The organism is Miniimonas sp. S16 (assembly GCF_057748195.1).
In genome coordinates, this window is the sequence record NZ_CM173242.1 from 279,394 (window position 1) to 295,266 (window position 15,873).

The following is a 15,873-nucleotide window of genomic DNA, read 5'->3' on the forward strand; positions in this document are numbered from 1 at the left end:
CTCGGCGGCGCCCGCCGCAGACGCGGCGCGCGGCTCCCGGTCAGCGGCGACCGGCGAGCGGCGACGCCGGGTGGTACCGGAGCAGCTTGCGGGCCTGGTTCACGGCCGCGACCGTCACGTACCACCAGCGCCGCGGGCTCCGCTCGGCCCGGTACACCAGCACGTTCGTCACGGCGCGGGCCCGGCGCAGCCGCCGCACCTGGGCGCGCGCCTGCGGCGCGAACACGCGCAGGAGCGCCGTCGGCACCACGGTGAACAGGTGCTCCCGCGCGCCGAGCACGGGCGCCGCCGGCGCGGGCGCGCCGTCGAGGTAGGCGTCGACGTACATCGCCGCCACGTTGTACCCCGAGGCCGTCACCGCGTACCCGCTGCGACCCACGCGCGGGTTGATCTCGAGCACGCGGTAGGTGCCCGCAGCGTCCTGCATGAGGTCGACGTTCGCGAAGCCGCTCCAGCCCAGATGCCGCAGCAGCCGCTGGACGTCGGCCAGCACCGCGGGCGCCACGGCGTCGGTGCGGGCGTCGGCCGTGACCTGGGCGAGGGAGTTGCCCAGGGCCGTCGGCGTGTGCTCCTCCAGGAGGACGCGACCGAGCTGCGCGAACCGCACCTCGCCGTCGGGCCCAACGAAGACGTTCGCCGCGGCCATCGCGCCGTCCCCGCCCGGGAGGACCTCCTGCACGAGAACCCCGCCGCGCAGGCCGGCCGCGGCCATCCGGCCGAGCAGGTCGCGCGCCTCGGCCGCGTCGGCCACCACGTGCACCTTCGCCTGGCCGGGGTACATCACGTCGTGCGCCCGCGACGTCGAGGCGACCTTCACCACGCGCGGGTAGGTGAGCTCCGCCAACGGCGCGAGCACGGCGTCGAGCCTCGCCTCGCCGTCGAGCACGAGCACGGCCGTCTCCGGGTGCGGCACGCCGAGGGCGGCGCACGCGGCCATCACCTGCGCCTTGTCCGACACCTGCGCGACGACGTCGGCCGGTGCGTACGGGACGACGACGCCGAGGTCGCGCAGCTGCGGCGCCGCCGCGACCACCGCCTCGACCAGCCAGTCCGCGCTCGCCAGCACGAGGTGGCGCTCCCCCGGTCGCTCCGCGACGATCGCGCCCAGGGTGGCGACGAGGTCGGCGGCGACGTCGGGCACGACCCGCAGGTCGACGGCGACGGAGTCGCGGACCGGCCCGGTGGCCGCGCCCGCGACCACGACCGAGCGCACGCCGAACGCCTCGTGGAACGCCCGCGCGGACGCGTAGGCCCCGATGTCGCCACCGAGGACGATCGGCCGCACGGGCCGCACCGCCGCGCTGCCCCGCACTCCGCGAGAGCGGTGCCCGGCAGGGCCTCCGGACGCGGGCGGGGGCGGGGTTGTGAGCGGCACGACGGCGAGCCTAGACCGCGCCGGTGGCGCACCCGCCTAGCGTGTGAGCGTGGCCACGGATGCACCGACGCTGCCGCCCGACTTCGAGGCGGCGCTGCTCAGCCTGCGCGGACACGCGTTCCGACCCGAGGTGCACCTCGAGGAGGTGCCCCCGCCGACCCGGATCGCGCCCTGGGCGCTGGCGATGACGGCCGAGATCAACCCCACCACCGACGCCGAGGACATGCTCGCCAACGGGCGGTTCGTCGTGCTGCACGACCCGGAGGGCCAGGACGCCTGGCACGGGACCTTCCGCGTCGTCGTGCTCGCCCGTGCGCGGCTGGAGGAGGAGATGGGCGCCGACCCGATGCTCGGCGAGGCCGCGTGGAGCTGGCTGACCGACTCGCTCACGGACGCGCGCGCCGAGTACCACTCGCTCTCGGGCACCGTGACCCGCGTGCTCTCGGAGACGTTCGGCGGGCTCGAGGTGCGTGGCCACGAGGTCGAGATCGAGATGCGAGCCTCGTGGACCCCCGCCTGCTCCGACCTCGGTCCGCACCTGCGCGCGTGGGTCGCGGCCACCGCGTGGGCCGGCGGCCTGCCGCCCCTGCCCGAGAACGTGACCGCCCTAGGCATCCGCAGGAACCGTGGCTGAGCCGGCAGGCGCGGTGACCACCGCCGACACCACGGGCAGCACTGGCAGCACGGGCAGCACCGACAGCGCTGACGCCACGGGCACCACCAGCTCCCCGGGCACCGCCCCGACCGAGCCGGCAGTCCGCCCGGTCACGCCGCTGACCGAACCGCGCGACGGCGTGCCCGACGTCCTCGTGACCGAGGCGGAGCTCGCGGCGTACGCGGCCGCGCTCGCGGCCGGCACGGGCCCGGTCGCCGTCGACGCCGAGCGGGCCTCGGGCTTCCGCTACGGCCAGCGCGCCTACCTCGTGCAGGTGCGCCGCGAGGGCGCCGGCACGGCGCTCATCGACCCCGTCGAGCTGCCGGACCTGTCCTCGCTCACGCGCGCGACGGCGGGCGTCGAGTGGGTGCTGCACGCCGCCTCCCAGGACCTCGCCTGCCTCGCCGAGGTCGGCTTCGTGCCCGACCTCCTGTTCGACACCGAGCTCGCCGGCCGCCTCCTCGGCCGTGATCGCGTCGGGCTCGCCGCCATGGTCGAGGCCGAGCTCGGCCTCTCGCTCGCCAAGGAGCACTCCGCGGCCGACTGGTCCACCCGCCCCCTGCCCGAGTCGTGGCTGCGCTACGCGGCGCTCGACGTCGAGGTGCTCGTGGAGCTGCGCGAGGCGCTCGAGGCCGACCTCGTGCGCCAGGGCAAGCTCGAGTGGGCCCGCCAGGAGTTCGAGGCCGTCCGGCTCGCGTCGCCGCCCCCGCCCCGCGTGGAGCCCTGGCGACGCACGTCCGGGTTGACGTCGGTGCGGGACGTGCGCCGGCTCGCCGTCGTGCGGGAGCTGTGGCAGCAGCGCGACGACGTGGCGCGCGACCGCGACATCTCCCCCGGTCGAGTCCTGCCCGACCGCGCCATCGTCGCGGCCGCCACGGCCCTGCCGCGCTCGGCCGACGCGCTCGGCGCGCTGCCCGAGTTCTCCGGCAAGGGGACGCGGCGGCGCCTGGGGATCTGGTGGTCCGCCGTCGCGCGTGCGCTCGCGCTGCCCGAGAACGAGCTGCCCTCGCGGCGCGGCCCCGCGGCCGACGTGCCCTCCTACCGCGCGTGGCGCGACCGCTACCCCGAGGCGGCCGAGCGGCTGCGGGCGGTGCGGGCGCGGATGCGCGAGATCGCCGAGGAGGTCGGCACGCCGCAGGAGAACCTGCTCACGCCCGACCTGCAGCGCCGGCTCGCCTGGGAGGCCGGCGAGGTGACGCCGCGCGACGCGATCACGACGGGCGTCGTGGCGACCTGGCTCACCACGCACGGCGCGCGGCCCTGGCAGGCCGAGGTCTGCGCGGCCGGGCTCGCGGCGGCGCTGCGGGACCCTGCCTCGGTGGCCGACCCCGACGGCGAGCAGCGGGCCACTGACCCCGTCTGACGGGCCGACCTCGTCCGACGGGGTATGACGACCGGCGGCGACGGCGCCCGTTTACCGGTACCCGCGGTATCAGGTAACGTCGTCCTCGACACCGTCGTCCCGCCGCCTGCGCGGCCCTCCCGGAGGTCACCGTGACCAGCTCTCCCCCTACGCGCCGCGGCCTGCTCGGCCGACGCGTCGTCCTCGTCGACGGCGTGCGCACCCCGTTCGGTCGCGCCCGCGACGACGGCCTGTACGCCGGCACACGCGCCGACGACCTCGCCGTCGCCTGCGTGCGCGAGCTCCTGCACCGCAACCCGAACCTGCCCCCCGAGCGCGTGGGCGAGGTCGCGATCGCGGCGACCACCCAGCAGGGCGACCAGGGCCTCACGCTCGGCCGGACCGTGGCCATGCTCGCGGGCCTGCCGCAGGAGGTGCCTGGCTACGCCGTCGACCGCATGTGCGCCGGAGCGCTCACCGCGACCACGCAGGTCGCGGCCCAGATCGCCGTCGGCGCCGTGGACGTCGCGATCGCGGGCGGGGTCGAGCACATGGGCCGGCACCCGCTCGGCGGCGGCGCCGACCCCAACCCGCGGTTCGTCGCCGAGGGGATCGTCGACTCCGACGCGCTCGTCATGGGCGCCACGGCCGAGAACCTGCACGACGGCGACGCTCGCCTCACCCGCGAGCGTGCGGACCGGTACGGGGTCACCAGCCAGGAGCGCTACGCCGCCGCCCTCGCCGCGGGCCGGATCGACCGCGACCTCGTCGCCGTCGGGATCCGCGACCAGGGCGCCTGGACGCTCGCGACCGCGGACGAGCCGCCCCGGCCGGGCACCACCCTCGAGGGCGTGCGCGACCTGCCGACCCCGTTCCGGCCCGGCGGACGCGTCACCGCGGCGACCTCCTCGCCGCTCACCGACGGCGCGACGGCGTGCCTGTTGGCCGCGCAGGACGTCGCCGCCGAGCTCGGGCTCGCCGCCAGGGCCCGCCTGGTGTCCTTCGCCTACGCGGGCGTCGACCCCGCCGTCATGGGCCTGGGTCCCGTCCCCGCGACCCGCCGCGCCCTCGAGCTCGCGGGCCTGGGCGTCGACGACATCGGCGCGATCGAGGTCAACGAGGCCTTCGCCGTCCAGGTGCTCGCCTTCCTCGACGCCTTCGGCCTCGACGACGCGGACCCGCGCGTCAACCCCGACGGCGGCGCGATCGCGGTCGGCCACCCGCTCGCCGCGAGCGGCGTGCGACTCGCCATCCAGCTCGCCCGTCGCTTCGAGGACGACCCCAGCATCCGGTACGGCCTCACCACGATGTGCGTCGGCCTCGGCCAGGGCGCGACGGTCGTCTGGGAGAACCCGCACCACCCCGCGTACGACGGCGAGCCCACCTCGGGCGAGCACCTCGCGTCCGCGGGTACGACGCCCACCACCCCGGAGGTCCAGCTGTGAGCACGACCGGTGTCCTGGTCCGCGACGTCGACCTGCCCACCGCGGACGCCCTGCGCGGCGGCGGAACGCTGGCACTGCTCACGCTCGACAACGGGGCCGACCACACGCGACCGACGACGCTCAGCCCCGAGACCGTCGCCGAGCTCGAGCAGGTCCTCCTCGCGCAGCGCGAGCGCGTAGCCCGCGGGGAGATCGCGGCCCTCGCCGTGACCGGCAAGCCCTACGTGTTCGCGGCGGGCGCCGACCTCAAGCGGGTCACCGAGGTCACGTCCCGGGACCAGGCCCTCGCGCTCGGCCGCGGCGGGCACGCCGCGTACCGGCTCCTGCGCGAGCTCGGCGTGCCGACGTTCGCGTTCGTCAACGGCGTCGCGCTCGGCGGCGGGCTCGAGCTGGCGCTGGCGTGCGACTACCGCACGGTCGCCGGCTCGGTGCGCGCCCTCGGGCTGCCCGAGACCTCCCTCGGCCTCGTGCCGGGCTGGGGCGGGGCGACCCTGCTGCCGCGGCTGATCGGCGTCGAGGCCGCGCTGGACGTCATCCTCACCCGGGCCGCCGCCACGAAGCCGCTCAGCGCGCACGAGGCGGACCTGCTCGGGGTCGTCGACGTCATGCTCGACCCGGCCGACTTCCTCGCCCGCTCCGTCGCGTGGGCGGCGTCGGTGGTGCGCGGCGACACCGTGGTGGCTCGTCGCGCGCCCGAGCCCGAGGAGACCTTCCGCGCAGTCGTGGACGCGGCGCGCACGCGCCTGGACGCCGTCGTGGGCACCTCCCGGCCCGCACCGCACCGCGCCCTGGCGCTCGTCGAGCAGACCCGTGACCTCGGCCTGGACGAGGCGTACGCGCTCGAGGACGAGGCGCTCGCCGACCTCGTGATGACGCACGAGATGCGCGCGAGCGTCTACGCGTTCGGCCTCGTCACCGGCGCCAAGCGGCCCGTCGGGGCGCCGCCGGCCGAGCTGGCCCGGCCCGTGCGCCGGGTCGGCGTGGTGGGCGCGGGGCTCATGGCCGCGCAGATCGCCCTGCTCGTCGCGCGTCGGCTCAAGGTGCCCGTGGTGATGCGCGACCTCGACTCCGAGCGCTGCGCCGCGGGCCTCGCGCACGTGCGGGCCGAGGTCGACAAGGCGGTGCACCGTGGCCGGCTCACCACGGCGCGGGCCGCGCGCGTGCTCGGCTCCGTCACGGCGACCACGAACCTGGCCGACCTCGCGGGCTGCGACCTCGTGATCGAGGCCGTGACCGAGCGGCTCGACCTCAAGAAGCGCGTGTTCGCCGAGCTCGAGCCGATCGTCGGGCCTGACGCCGTGCTCGCCACCAACACCTCGGCGCTGTCGGTCACCGCGATGGCAGCCGACCTGGACCACCCCGAGCGCGTCGTGGGGCTGCACTTCTTCAACCCCGTCGCCGCCATGCCGCTGGTGGAGGTGATCCGCGCGGAGCGCACCGACGAGCCCGCGCTGGCGACGGCGTACGCGGTGACGAAGGCGCTGGGCAAGAACGCGGTCGGGTCGGCCGACCGGCCCGGCTTCATCGTCAACCGGCTGCTCGTGCTGCTCCTGGGTCGCATCGTGGGCGCCGTCGAGCGCGGGACGCCGGTCGAGGTCGCGGACCGGGCGTGCGACGTGCTCGGTCTGCCGATGCCGCCGTTCCAGCTGTTCGACCTGGTCGGGCCTGCCGTCGGGCTGCACGTGCTGACTTCGCTGCGCGAGGAGCTCGGCGACGCGTTCCCGCGCTCGCCGGGCCTCGAGCGGATCGTGGCCGACGGCGTCCCCGTGGTGGGTCCGCCGCCCGCGCCGGGCCTTCCGCGCCGCCCGCTCCCGGACGTGCAGGCGGCCTTCGACGCCGCGCGCGACCCCGCCACGCCGCAGCAGCCGCTCGACGAGGCGGGCGTGCTCGACGACGTGCTCGTCGCCCTGACGACGGAGATCGGCCGGATGCTGGACGAGGGCGTCGTGACCACGCCGTCGCAGATCGACACCGCGATGATCCTCGGCGCCGGCTGGCCGTTCCACCTCGGCGGGATCACGCCGTACCTGGACCGCACGGGGTACTCCGAGCGCGTGCTGGGTCGGCGGCTGCTGCCCGACGGCGTGGCGTCGCTCCCGGAGTGATCGTGGAGTCACGACGGCGAGCCTGACGGCGAGCCTCGCCCGGGCGCGACGACCGCGGACGGCGCAGCTCGCCGTCGTGCACGGGAAGGATCGCCGTCGTGCACGGCTGGGCCGGGCTGGGCCGCGCTGCGCTGGGCTGGGCTGGGCTCAGTAGGTGGTGAGCCCGGCGGCGCGGAACATGTCGCGGACCTGCTCGGTGCGCTCGATCGTGGGCGGCTTGGTGTCGCCCAGCTCGTAGCGCATCCCGATCTCCTCCCACTTCGCGCGGCCCATCTGGTGGAAGGGCAGCACCTCGACCCGGCTCACGGACTCCAGCGACGCGGCGTACTCCACGATCGGGGCGATGTTCTCGTCGGCGTCCGTGAGGCCCGGGACCAGCACGAAGCGGATCCAGGTCTCGATGCCGAGCGCCGAGAGCCGCCGACCGAACGTGAGGGTGGGCGCGAGCTCCCGGCCCGTGGTGCGCTTGTAGGTGTCCGGCAGGCCGGACTTCACGTCGAGCAGGACGAGGTCGACGTCGGCGAGCAGCTCGTCGCTGGCGTTCGCGCCGAGGAACCCGGAGGTGTCCAGCGCGGTGTGGATGCCCATGGCCTTGGCGCCGCGCAGGATGCGGGCCGCGAACGCGGGCTGCATGAGCACCTCGCCGCCGGACAGCGTGATGCCGCCCCTGGTCGCCTTGAACACGTTGCGGTAGCGCTTGATCCGACCGAGCAGGTCGTCGGCGCGCACCGGCTTGCCGCCGCGCATCTGCAGCGTGTCGGGGTTGTGGCAGTACAGGCAGCGCAGCGGGCAGCCCGAGAAGAACGTGGTCATCCGGGTGCCCGGCCCGTCCACGGCCGTGACGAGCTCCCACGAGTGGACCATGCCGATCTCGCCCGTGCGCATGCCGGCGAGCAGCTCGCGGCGGTCGGCGTCCATCACCGTGGAGAGGCCGCCGAGCATGGTCGGGGCGCCCGCCGTCGTGCTCGTCGTCGTGGTGGTTCCGGTGGTCGCGGTCATCGCGACACCTCCTTGTCGTGCCGAACGGGCGCCCGGCTGCCTGGTCGGCAGCCCGGCGCCCGTTCGGCTCGTGACTGATCGCGTCAGACGGACTCGTGGAACGTGCGCTGGAGCACGTCCATCTGCTGCTCGCGGGTCAGCTTGACGAAGTTGACGGCGTAGCCGGACACGCGCACCGTGAGCTGCGGGTAGTTCTCCGGGTTCGCCATGGCGTCCACCAGCGTGTCCTTGTTGAGCACGTTGATGTTGGCGTGGAAGAGGCCCTCGCCCATGCCGGCGTCGAGGATGCCGACGAGGTTGGTGACCTGCTCGTCCTTGGTCCGGCCGAGGGCGGACGGCGTGATCGTGTTGGTGAGCGAGATGCCGTCGAGGGCGTCGTCGTAGTCGAGCTTGCCGACCGACATCATGCTCGCGATCATGCCGTGCGTGTCCATGCCGTTCTCCGGGTTGGCGCCCGGTGCGAACGGCTGACCGGCGCGGTGGCCGGACGGGAACGACCCGGTCGCCTTGCCGTAGACCACGTTCGACGTGATCGTGAGGACGGACTGCGTGGGCACCGCGTCGCGGTACGTGGGCAGCGCGCGGATCTTGTCCATCACGGTCTTGACCACGAGCTGCGCGATCTCGTCGGCGCGGTCGTCGTCGTTGCCGTAGACGGGGAACTCGCCCTCGGTGAGGTAGTCGACCACGAGGCCGGTCTCGTCCCGCACGGGCGTCACGGTCGCGTACTTGATGGCCGAGAGGCTGTCCGCGACGATCGACAGGCCGGCGATGCCGCAGCCGAGGGTCCGGACGATCTCGTCGTCGTGCAGCGCCATCTCGATCGACTCGTAGGCGTACTTGTCGTGGCTGTAGTGGATGATGTTGAGCGCCTCGACGTAGGTCTGCGTGACCCAGTCCAGCATCGCGTCGTACTTCGCCCACACCTCGTCGAACTGCAGCGGACCGTCGCCCTGGATCGGCTCGTAGCCGGTGACGATCTGCCTGCCGGACATCTCGTCCCGGCCGCCGTTGACGGCGTAGAGCAGCGCCTTGGCGGCGTTCACCCGCGCGCCGAAGAACTGCATCTGCTTGCCCACGCGCATCGGCGAGACGCAGCACGCGATGGCCGCGTCGTCGCCCCAGTGGTCACGGATCTCGTTGTCCGACTCGTACTGGATCGCACTGGTCTCGATCGAGATCGCGGCGCAGAACTCCTTGTAGCCCTCGGGCAGCTCGTCGCTCCAGAAGATCGTGATGTTCGGCTCGGGCGCGGGGCCCAGGTTGCGCAGCGTCTGCAGGAGGCGGAACGAGGTCTTGGTGACCTGCGTGCGGCCGTCCTCGCTCATGCCGGCGTCGGACCAGGTCGCCCAGTACGGGTCGCCCGAGAAGATCTGGTCGTAGTCGATCGTGCGCAGGAACCGCACGATGCGCAGCTTGATGACGAGCGCGTCGATGATCTCCTGCGCCTGCTCCTCCGTGAGGGTGCCGGCGGCGAGGTCACGCTCGAAGTACGCGTCGAAGAACGGCGAGAGGCGGCCGATGCTCATCGCGGCGCCGTCCTGGCTCTTCACCGAGGCGAGGTAGCCGAGATAGGTCCACTGCACGGCCTCGATCGCGGTGCGTGCGGGCCGACCGAGGTCGAAGCCGTACTGCTCGCCGAGCTTCTTGAGCTTGAGCAGCGCCTTGATCTGCTCGCTGTGCTCCTCGCGGAACCGCGCCCAGCTCTCGGAGAAGGGCTGGCCGACGACCGAGTCCTTGTCCTTCTTCTTCTCGGCGATGAGGCGGTCGACGCCGTAGAGCGCCACGCGGCGGTAGTCGCCGATGATGCGGCCGCGGCCGTAGGCGTCCGGCAGACCCGTGATGATGTGCGAGGACCGGGCGGCGCGGATGCGCGGGGTGTAGACGTCGAAGACGCCCTCGTTGTGCGTCTTGCGGTACTTGGTGAAGATCTCCTTGACGCGCGGGTCGACCTCCTTGCCGGCCTCCTGGATCGCGGTCTCGACCATGCGCCAGCCGCCGTTCGGCATCATGGCGCGCTTGAGCGGGACGTCGGTCTGCAGGCCCACGATCACGTCGTCGTCGGCGCTGATGTAGCCGGCCGGGAACGCGTCGATGTCGGCGGGGGTGTGGGTGTCCACGTCGTACACGCGACGCTCACGCTCGACGGCGAGGTAGTCCTTCGCCAGGGTGTCCCACGTCCGGAGAGTCTTCTCCGTGGGCCCGGCGAGGAACGAGGCGTCCCCGGTGTAGGGGGTGTAGTTGCGCTGGATGAAGTCACGCACGTCCACGGACTCGGTCCACGGCCCGGGGACGAACCCGGCCCAGGCGTCGACCTCGACACCCGCCGGAGCAGTGGTGGTCATGTTCTCGTTCCTCCTGGTGGTACGGAAGCGACCCGATCGGGCCTTGACCTCGACTTTACGAACCGCGCCGGTCGAGCGTCAGGGACTCTGGTCCCGACCCTCCTGTGAGGCGCCTCACCTGCTGTGATGCCCCTCACGGCCCGACGCTACTACGCACGGGTACGGCCTGGTAGGAGCTCGCCCTCCCCGGCCGGGACCGGCCCTCCCGTCGCGGCGCGCCGCGCCCGACACGCCGTCGAGGGAGCGCCCGGGACGGACGCCTACGCTGGTGGTCATGCGCCTTCTCCCCGGCCAGGACGCCCACGAGGACCTCACCTACGGGGACGTGTTCCTCGTCCCCTCGCGCAGCGACGTCGCGAGCCGGTTCGACGTCGACCTGACGCCCGGTGACGGATCCGGCACGACGCTGCCGATCGTCGCGGCCAACATGACCGCCGTGAGCGGTCGGCGGATGTCGGAGACCCTCGCCCGCCGCGGCGGACTCGCCGTGCTGCCGCAGGACGTCCCCACCGACGTCGTCGCGAGCACGACGGCGTGGCTCAAGCGCCGCCACCCGGTCGTCGAGACCGCGGTGCACGTCACGCCCGAGGACACCGTCCACGACGCCGTCGCGCTCATGGCCAAGCGCAGCCACGGGATGGCCGTCGTACTGCGCGAGGGACGACCCGTGGGCGTGCTCACCCCCGCCGACTGCGCCGGCGTGGACCAGTTCACGATGGTCGGCGAGGTGATGGCCGCCACGCCCACCGTGATCGAGGAGTCCACGCTGACCGGCGCGGACGCGGGTGCGCGCGCGTTCGACGAGCTGCACCGAGCCCGACGGCGCGTCGCCCCGGTCGTGCGCGCGGACGGCACCCTCGTCGGGGTGCTCACGCAGACGGGCGCGCTGCGCTCGTCCATCTACTCCCCCGCGCTCGACGCCGACGGGCGGTTCCGGGTCGCCGCGGCCATCGGCATCAACGGCGACGTCGCGGGCAACGCGGCCGCCCTGCTCGCCGCGGGCGTCGACCTGCTCGTCGTCGACACCGCGCACGGCCACCAGGAGAAGATGCTGCAGGCGCTGCGCGCGGTGCGCTCGGTCGACACCGACGTGCGCGTGGTCGCCGGCAACGTCGTCACGGCCGACGGCGTGAGCGACCTCGTCGCCGCCGGCGCCGACATCGTCAAGGTCGGGGTGGGCCCCGGTGCGATGTGCACCACGCGCATGATGACCGGCGTCGGCCGGCCCCAGTTCTCCGCCGTCCTCGAGTGCGCCGCCCGCGCACGCGAGCTGGGCGCCCACGTCTGGGCCGACGGCGGGGTGCGCCACCCGCGCGACGTCGCCCTCGCGCTCGCCGCGGGTGCGTCCCAGGTGATGATCGGCTCCTGGTTCGCGGGCACCCACGAGTCGCCCGGCGACCTGCGCACCGACGGCTCGGGGCGGCTGTACAAGGAGAGCTTCGGGATGGCCTCGGCCCGCGCGGTCGCCGCGCGCACCCGCAACGACTCCGCGTTCGACCGCGCGCGCAAGGCCCTCTACGAGGAGGGCATCTCCTCCTCGAAGATGTACCTCGAGCCCGAGCGCCCGGGCGTGGAGGACCTGCTCGACTCGATCATCTCGGGCCTGCGCTCGGCCTGCACCTACGCCGGCGCGCGCACGCTGGCCGAGTTCCACGAGCGGGCCGTGGTGGGTCGCCAGTCCGCCGCGGGGTACGAGGAGGGCCGCCCGCTGCCCTCGTCGTGGTGACGCCTGACGCGGACGGGGCGCGCGCCGACCTGACGGCGCTCGCGAGCCGCGGCGGTCCCTGGACTACGCCGCTGGACCGCTCCCCCGTCACCGGCCCCGTACGCCGGTCCGCCGTGCTGCTGCTGTTCGGCCTCCTCGAGGAGTCCGACGTCGCCGACCCCGTCCACGCCGACGTCGACCTCCTCCTCACCCGGCGCTCGGACACCCTGCGCCACCACCCCGGACAGGTCGCCTTCCCCGGGGGCGGGATCGACGACGGCGAGTCCGCCGCCGCGGCGGCGGTGCGGGAGGCGCAGGAGGAGACCGGGCTGGACCCGGCCGGCGTCACCGTGCTCGGGGCGCTGCCGGACGTCCCGGTCGCGGTGAGCGGCAACGTGGTGACGCCCGTCCTCGCGTGGTGGGACGCGCCGTCGGCGCTGCGCGTGGACGGCGTCGAGACCGTCGAGGCGTTCCGGGCCGGCGTCGCCGACCTGCTCGACCCCGCGCACCGCGGCACCGTCGTGCTGCGCCGACCGGTGCCCGGCCGGCGCGGCACGGTGCTGCACCGCAGCCCCGCGTTCGCCGTCGCCGGTCACGTCGTCTGGGGCTTCACGGCCTTCGTGCTCGACGCGCTGCTGGACTCCCTCGGCTGGACGGTGCCGTGGGACCGCGAGCGCGAGATCGCGCTGCCGGGGCACTGAGCTAGCAGGTACGAACGAGCCGGGTCGCCGAGCGAGCTCGGCGGGCAAGTTCCGGGCACGGGCTCAGCGCGCGAGCTCGAGGCCGAGCACGTCGAGTCCCCGGGCGACCCACGGGTGCGCCGCGTACGCGTCCCACACCACGGTGCTGCCGAGCGCGGCCGCGCCGAGCAGCGCCGAGACCCCCTTGTTGAGCCCGAACCGCGCGGGCGCGTACCAGGTCCTCGCGACGGTGCCCTCGGACCCGGGTGCGGCGTCGCCCGCCCCGAGGTTCACGCCGTCGCACCAGCCGTACCGCTCGTCCCACGCGCCGGGGTGGTCGCGCTCGAGCCGGTGCAGCGCCTCGGCCGCCGCGTCCGGCGCGAACGGCAGGGCCCCCACGAGCGACGCGGGCGGCACCGTGCCGTCGCAGTGCGGGGCCGGCGCACGACCTGCGGTCACGGCCCGCCACCGAACGCTGACCTGCGGTCACCACAGCGCCCTCCGGTGACGCAACGCAGCGCTCGCCGCGGAAGCATGACCAGGACCCAGCGCTCGCCGCGACCCGCGCGTCAGGGCCGCACGGTCGTCACCACGCGGGTCAGCCCGGGCGCCCTCGGCGACGACCCAAACCCGAACCGCACCGGCGGGTCGACGGGAGCGAGCACGCCGAGGTCCTCGCCGGACCAGGTCCCCTCGACCGCGATCGCCCGACGGCGGTCCCACGCCCCGTAGGTGGCGCGCCGCCCGTCGCGGGTCAGCCCCGCGGTGCGCACGCCGGGCGCGAGCAGCCGGGCGGGTGCGTCGACGACGCGTGCCCACGACGTCGAGGCCGCCAGGCCGCGCGGCAGGAGCGACAACACCCTGCCGAGCCCGTCGCGACCGCCGAGCGTGACGGTCAGGCGCAGACCCGGGGCGCTGACGACGAGGAGACCGGGATGCGCGTCGGACGCAGCGCTGCCCTGCACGCGCACGGGTCCGAGGCGGACCTGGTCGAACCGGTACAGGCGCGCGACCTCGTCGGCGATCTCTCGGGAGGGCGCGAGGAGCGTGCGCCGGCCGCCCGGGTCCTCGACCATGACGTCCGCGAACGTCCCGAACGGGCTGCGCCGCCACAGCCCGACCACGAGGCGCGTCCCGCTCGCCGACCCCACTCCGAGGATCTCGCCGTCGTAGCGCCACACCCGGGTCGGGTCGAGTGCCGACGCGCTCGCTGCGCCGTCGCTCCCCGCTGCTGCTGTCACCGGCCCAGCGTGCCACCACGAGCTCGAACGCGCGCCGTCACTCTCGCGCGGGGCCGTGGGCCCGTCGGGCACGATGGCCCGGTGCCCGTCCCGCCCCGCGACCTGCCCCTGGACCACCCGATCGACGCCGACCTCGTGGGCCACCTGCTCGCGGAGCAGCACCCCGACCTCGCCGGCCTGCCGCGCCACGTCGTCGCCGAGGGCTGGGACAACGTGCTCGTCCGGGTCGGGGACGACCTCTGCGTTCGGCTGCCCCGGCGCGCCCAGGGCGTGCCGCTCATCGAGCACGAGCAGCGGTGGCTGCCCGCCCTCGCGCCCCGTCTCCCGGTGGTGGTGCCGGTCCCGGTGCGGGTCGGTGCGCCGTCGCCGCGCTACCCCTGGCCGTGGACCGTCACGCGCTGGGTGAGCGGTGCGCGCTCCGCCGATCGGCCCCGACGGCGAGCCTCGGCCTGGGCGGTCGACCTCGCCGACGCGCTCGCCGCCCTGCACACCACCGCTCCGCCCGACGCACCGCACAACCCGGTGCGGGCGGTGCCCCTCGCGACGCGCGTCGCCGCCGTGACGGCCCGCTTCGACCGCGCGCGCGCCGGGGCGGGCGCCGTCCCGCTCGAGGATCTCGACCTCGCCGAGGCCCGGTGGCGGGCCGGCGTGGCGGCCCCCGCGTGGGCGCACGCACCGGCGTGGGTGCACGGGGACCCGCACCCCGCCAACCTCGTGGTGACGCCCGGGGCGGACGACGGCGCACGCGGGGACGCGCTCGCCGCGCTCCTCGACTTCGGCGACCACAGCGCGGGCGACCCCGCGTGCGACCTCGCGACGGCGTGGCTCGCGTTCGACGCATCCGGTCGCGCCGCGTTCGCCGCGGCCTACGAGGCGCGTCGCCCCGGCGGCCCGGGCACCGACCGCCCCGATCCCGGCCGCTGGCGGCGCGCGGGGGCGTGGGCGGTCGCGATGGCGACGGGCGTGCTCGTCGACGCGCCCGAGGATCCGACGAACGGACCGTGGGCGCGTGCCGCGCTCGACGAGCTCGTGCACGCGTCCGACGCCGGCGACGACCCCGTCGAGCCGTGAGGCGCGCGGCGTAGGGTGCTGGCGTGACCGAGCGTGCGACGTCCTTCGGAGCAGCAGCCGCGACCTACGAGGCCGGCCGCCCGACCTACCCGGAGCCCGCCGTCGCGTGGTTGCTCGGCGACCCGTCGCCGGACGCTCCCCCGCTGCGCGTGGCCGACGTCGGCGCCGGGACCGGCAAGCTCACCCGCGGGATCGTCGCGACGGGTGCCGAGGTGGTCGCCGTCGACCCCGATCCGGCGATGCTGGCGGTGCTGCGCGAGCAGGTGCCGGGCGTCCCGACCTTCCGCGGCACCGCCGAGGCGCTCCCGCTGCCGGACGGATCCGTGGACGCCGTGGTGATGGGACAGGCGTGGCACTGGGTCGAGCCCGGGGCCGCGAGCCGCGAGGTTGCCCGTGTCCTGCGCCCCGGCGGCGTGCTCGGGCTGATCTGGAACGTCCGCGACGAGTCGGAACCGTGGGTGCGCAGGCTGACTGAGATCATGCACGGCAGCCGAGCCGAGCAGATGGTCGCGGCCGGCGCTCCTCCGGTCGCTCCCCCGCTGTCGTCGCGGCTGGACCGCGCCGAGTGGCGCTGGACGCAGACCGTGACACGTGCGGATCTCCTGGCCATGGCGCGGTCGCGCAGCTACCTCATCACGGCCGGCGACGAGGAGCGCGCCCGGATCGAGCGTGGGCTGGCCGACCTCCTCGACGAGGTGTTCCGCGCCGCCCCGGGGTTCGACACGGAGACCCGCACGGCGTCCGGCGCGGACACCGTGGAGCTGCCGTACGTCACGACGGCGTTCCGGGCCCACGTGTCCGAGGAGCCGACGGACGGCGTGCCGCCCGCCTGACCGGGCAGCCGAGGAAACTAGCCGCAGGCCACGAGAACGAGCAGCCCGACCGTCGGCCTGACGAGCAGCCTGACCGT

The 15,873-nt window shown here is 74.9% G+C and carries 13 protein-coding genes; 8 read left to right on the forward strand and 5 right to left on the reverse strand.

Annotation, left to right across the window (positions count from 1 at the left end):
- Nucleotides 1-40: 40 nt before the first annotated feature.
- A complete protein-coding gene (locus AC3AQ1_RS01305; RefSeq protein ID WP_159096328.1) occupies nt 41-1,285 on the reverse strand; it encodes a carboxylate--amine ligase in 1,245 nt (414 codons plus the stop codon).
- Nucleotides 1,286-1,424: 139 nt separating this feature from the next.
- Between AC3AQ1_RS01305 and AC3AQ1_RS01310 the strand changes: the two genes are divergently transcribed.
- The 4 genes from AC3AQ1_RS01310 (at nt 1,425) to AC3AQ1_RS01325 (ending at nt 6,922) form a co-directional block, all read left to right on the forward strand.
- Nucleotides 1,425-2,009, forward strand: coding sequence for a DUF3000 domain-containing protein (locus tag AC3AQ1_RS01310; protein ID WP_108719885.1), 585 nt, complete (start codon nt 1,425-1,427; stop codon nt 2,007-2,009).
- Entirely contained in the window at nt 2,002-3,393 is a 1,392-nt protein-coding gene (locus tag AC3AQ1_RS01315; protein WP_370445313.1) for an HRDC domain-containing protein, read from the forward strand. The genes AC3AQ1_RS01310 and AC3AQ1_RS01315 overlap by 8 nt, the downstream gene beginning before the upstream one ends.
- A 131-nt stretch (nt 3,394-3,524) precedes the next feature.
- A complete protein-coding gene (locus AC3AQ1_RS01320) occupies nt 3,525-4,817 on the forward strand; it encodes a thiolase family protein (RefSeq protein WP_199916500.1) in 1,293 nt (430 codons plus the stop codon).
- Complete coding sequence (locus tag AC3AQ1_RS01325; protein ID WP_108717509.1) at nt 4,814-6,922, forward strand: 3-hydroxyacyl-CoA dehydrogenase NAD-binding domain-containing protein; 2,109 nt, start codon at nt 4,814-4,816, stop codon at nt 6,920-6,922. The genes AC3AQ1_RS01320 and AC3AQ1_RS01325 overlap by 4 nt, the downstream gene beginning before the upstream one ends.
- A 147-nt stretch (nt 6,923-7,069) precedes the next feature.
- Here the strand turns inward: AC3AQ1_RS01325 and pflA are convergent, their stop codons facing one another.
- Together pflA and pflB are read right to left on the reverse strand one after the other, a co-directional pair.
- A complete protein-coding gene (pflA, locus tag AC3AQ1_RS01330; RefSeq protein ID WP_108717510.1) occupies nt 7,070-7,921 on the reverse strand; it encodes a pyruvate formate-lyase-activating protein in 852 nt (283 codons plus the stop codon).
- A gap of 83 nt (nt 7,922-8,004) precedes the next feature.
- Entirely contained in the window at nt 8,005-10,266 is a 2,262-nt protein-coding gene (pflB, locus tag AC3AQ1_RS01335) for a formate C-acetyltransferase (protein ID WP_108717511.1), read from the reverse strand.
- A gap of 274 nt (nt 10,267-10,540) precedes the next feature.
- Between pflB and AC3AQ1_RS01340 the strand changes: the two genes are divergently transcribed.
- Complete coding sequence (locus AC3AQ1_RS01340) at nt 10,541-11,992, forward strand: GuaB1 family IMP dehydrogenase-related protein (RefSeq protein WP_108719888.1); 1,452 nt, start codon at nt 10,541-10,543, stop codon at nt 11,990-11,992.
- On the forward strand, nt 11,989-12,672 hold the full coding sequence (locus AC3AQ1_RS01345) for an NUDIX hydrolase (protein ID WP_313555457.1): 684 nt from the start codon (nt 11,989-11,991) through the stop codon (nt 12,670-12,672). The genes AC3AQ1_RS01340 and AC3AQ1_RS01345 overlap by 4 nt, the downstream gene beginning before the upstream one ends.
- 63 nt (nt 12,673-12,735) lie before the next feature.
- Here AC3AQ1_RS01345 and AC3AQ1_RS01350 read toward each other — a convergent pair whose 3' ends face one another.
- Nucleotides 12,736-13,110, reverse strand: coding sequence for a glucoamylase family protein (locus AC3AQ1_RS01350; RefSeq protein WP_108717513.1), 375 nt, complete (start codon nt 13,108-13,110; stop codon nt 12,736-12,738).
- A 110-nt stretch (nt 13,111-13,220) separates the two neighbouring features.
- The gene (locus AC3AQ1_RS01355; protein ID WP_234417647.1) at nt 13,221-13,892 is read right to left on the reverse strand and encodes a hypothetical protein; all 672 of its coding nucleotides are present in this window, start codon (nt 13,890-13,892) and stop codon (nt 13,221-13,223) included.
- An 81-nt stretch (nt 13,893-13,973) separates the two neighbouring features.
- Here AC3AQ1_RS01355 and AC3AQ1_RS01360 point away from each other — a divergent pair, with 81 nt between their 5' ends.
- Nucleotides 13,974-14,963, forward strand: coding sequence for a phosphotransferase (locus AC3AQ1_RS01360; protein WP_234417648.1), 990 nt, complete (start codon nt 13,974-13,976; stop codon nt 14,961-14,963).
- A gap of 23 nt (nt 14,964-14,986) precedes the next feature.
- Entirely contained in the window at nt 14,987-15,796 is an 810-nt protein-coding gene (locus AC3AQ1_RS01365) for a class I SAM-dependent methyltransferase (RefSeq protein WP_108717515.1), read from the forward strand.
- Nucleotides 15,797-15,873 lie beyond the last annotated feature (77 nt).

Bases quoted from the DNA above. Each gene is read 5' to 3' on its own strand.
- pflA (WP_108717510.1), bottom strand. From the start codon at position 7,921: ATGACCGCGACCACCGGAACCACCACGACGACGAGCACGACGGCGGGC.
- AC3AQ1_RS01340 (WP_108719888.1), top strand. From the start codon at position 10,541: ATGCGCCTTCTCCCCGGCCAGGACGCCCACGAGGACCTCACCTACGGG.
- pflB (WP_108717511.1), bottom strand. From the start codon at position 10,266: ATGACCACCACTGCTCCGGCGGGTGTCGAGGTCGACGCCTGGGCCGGG.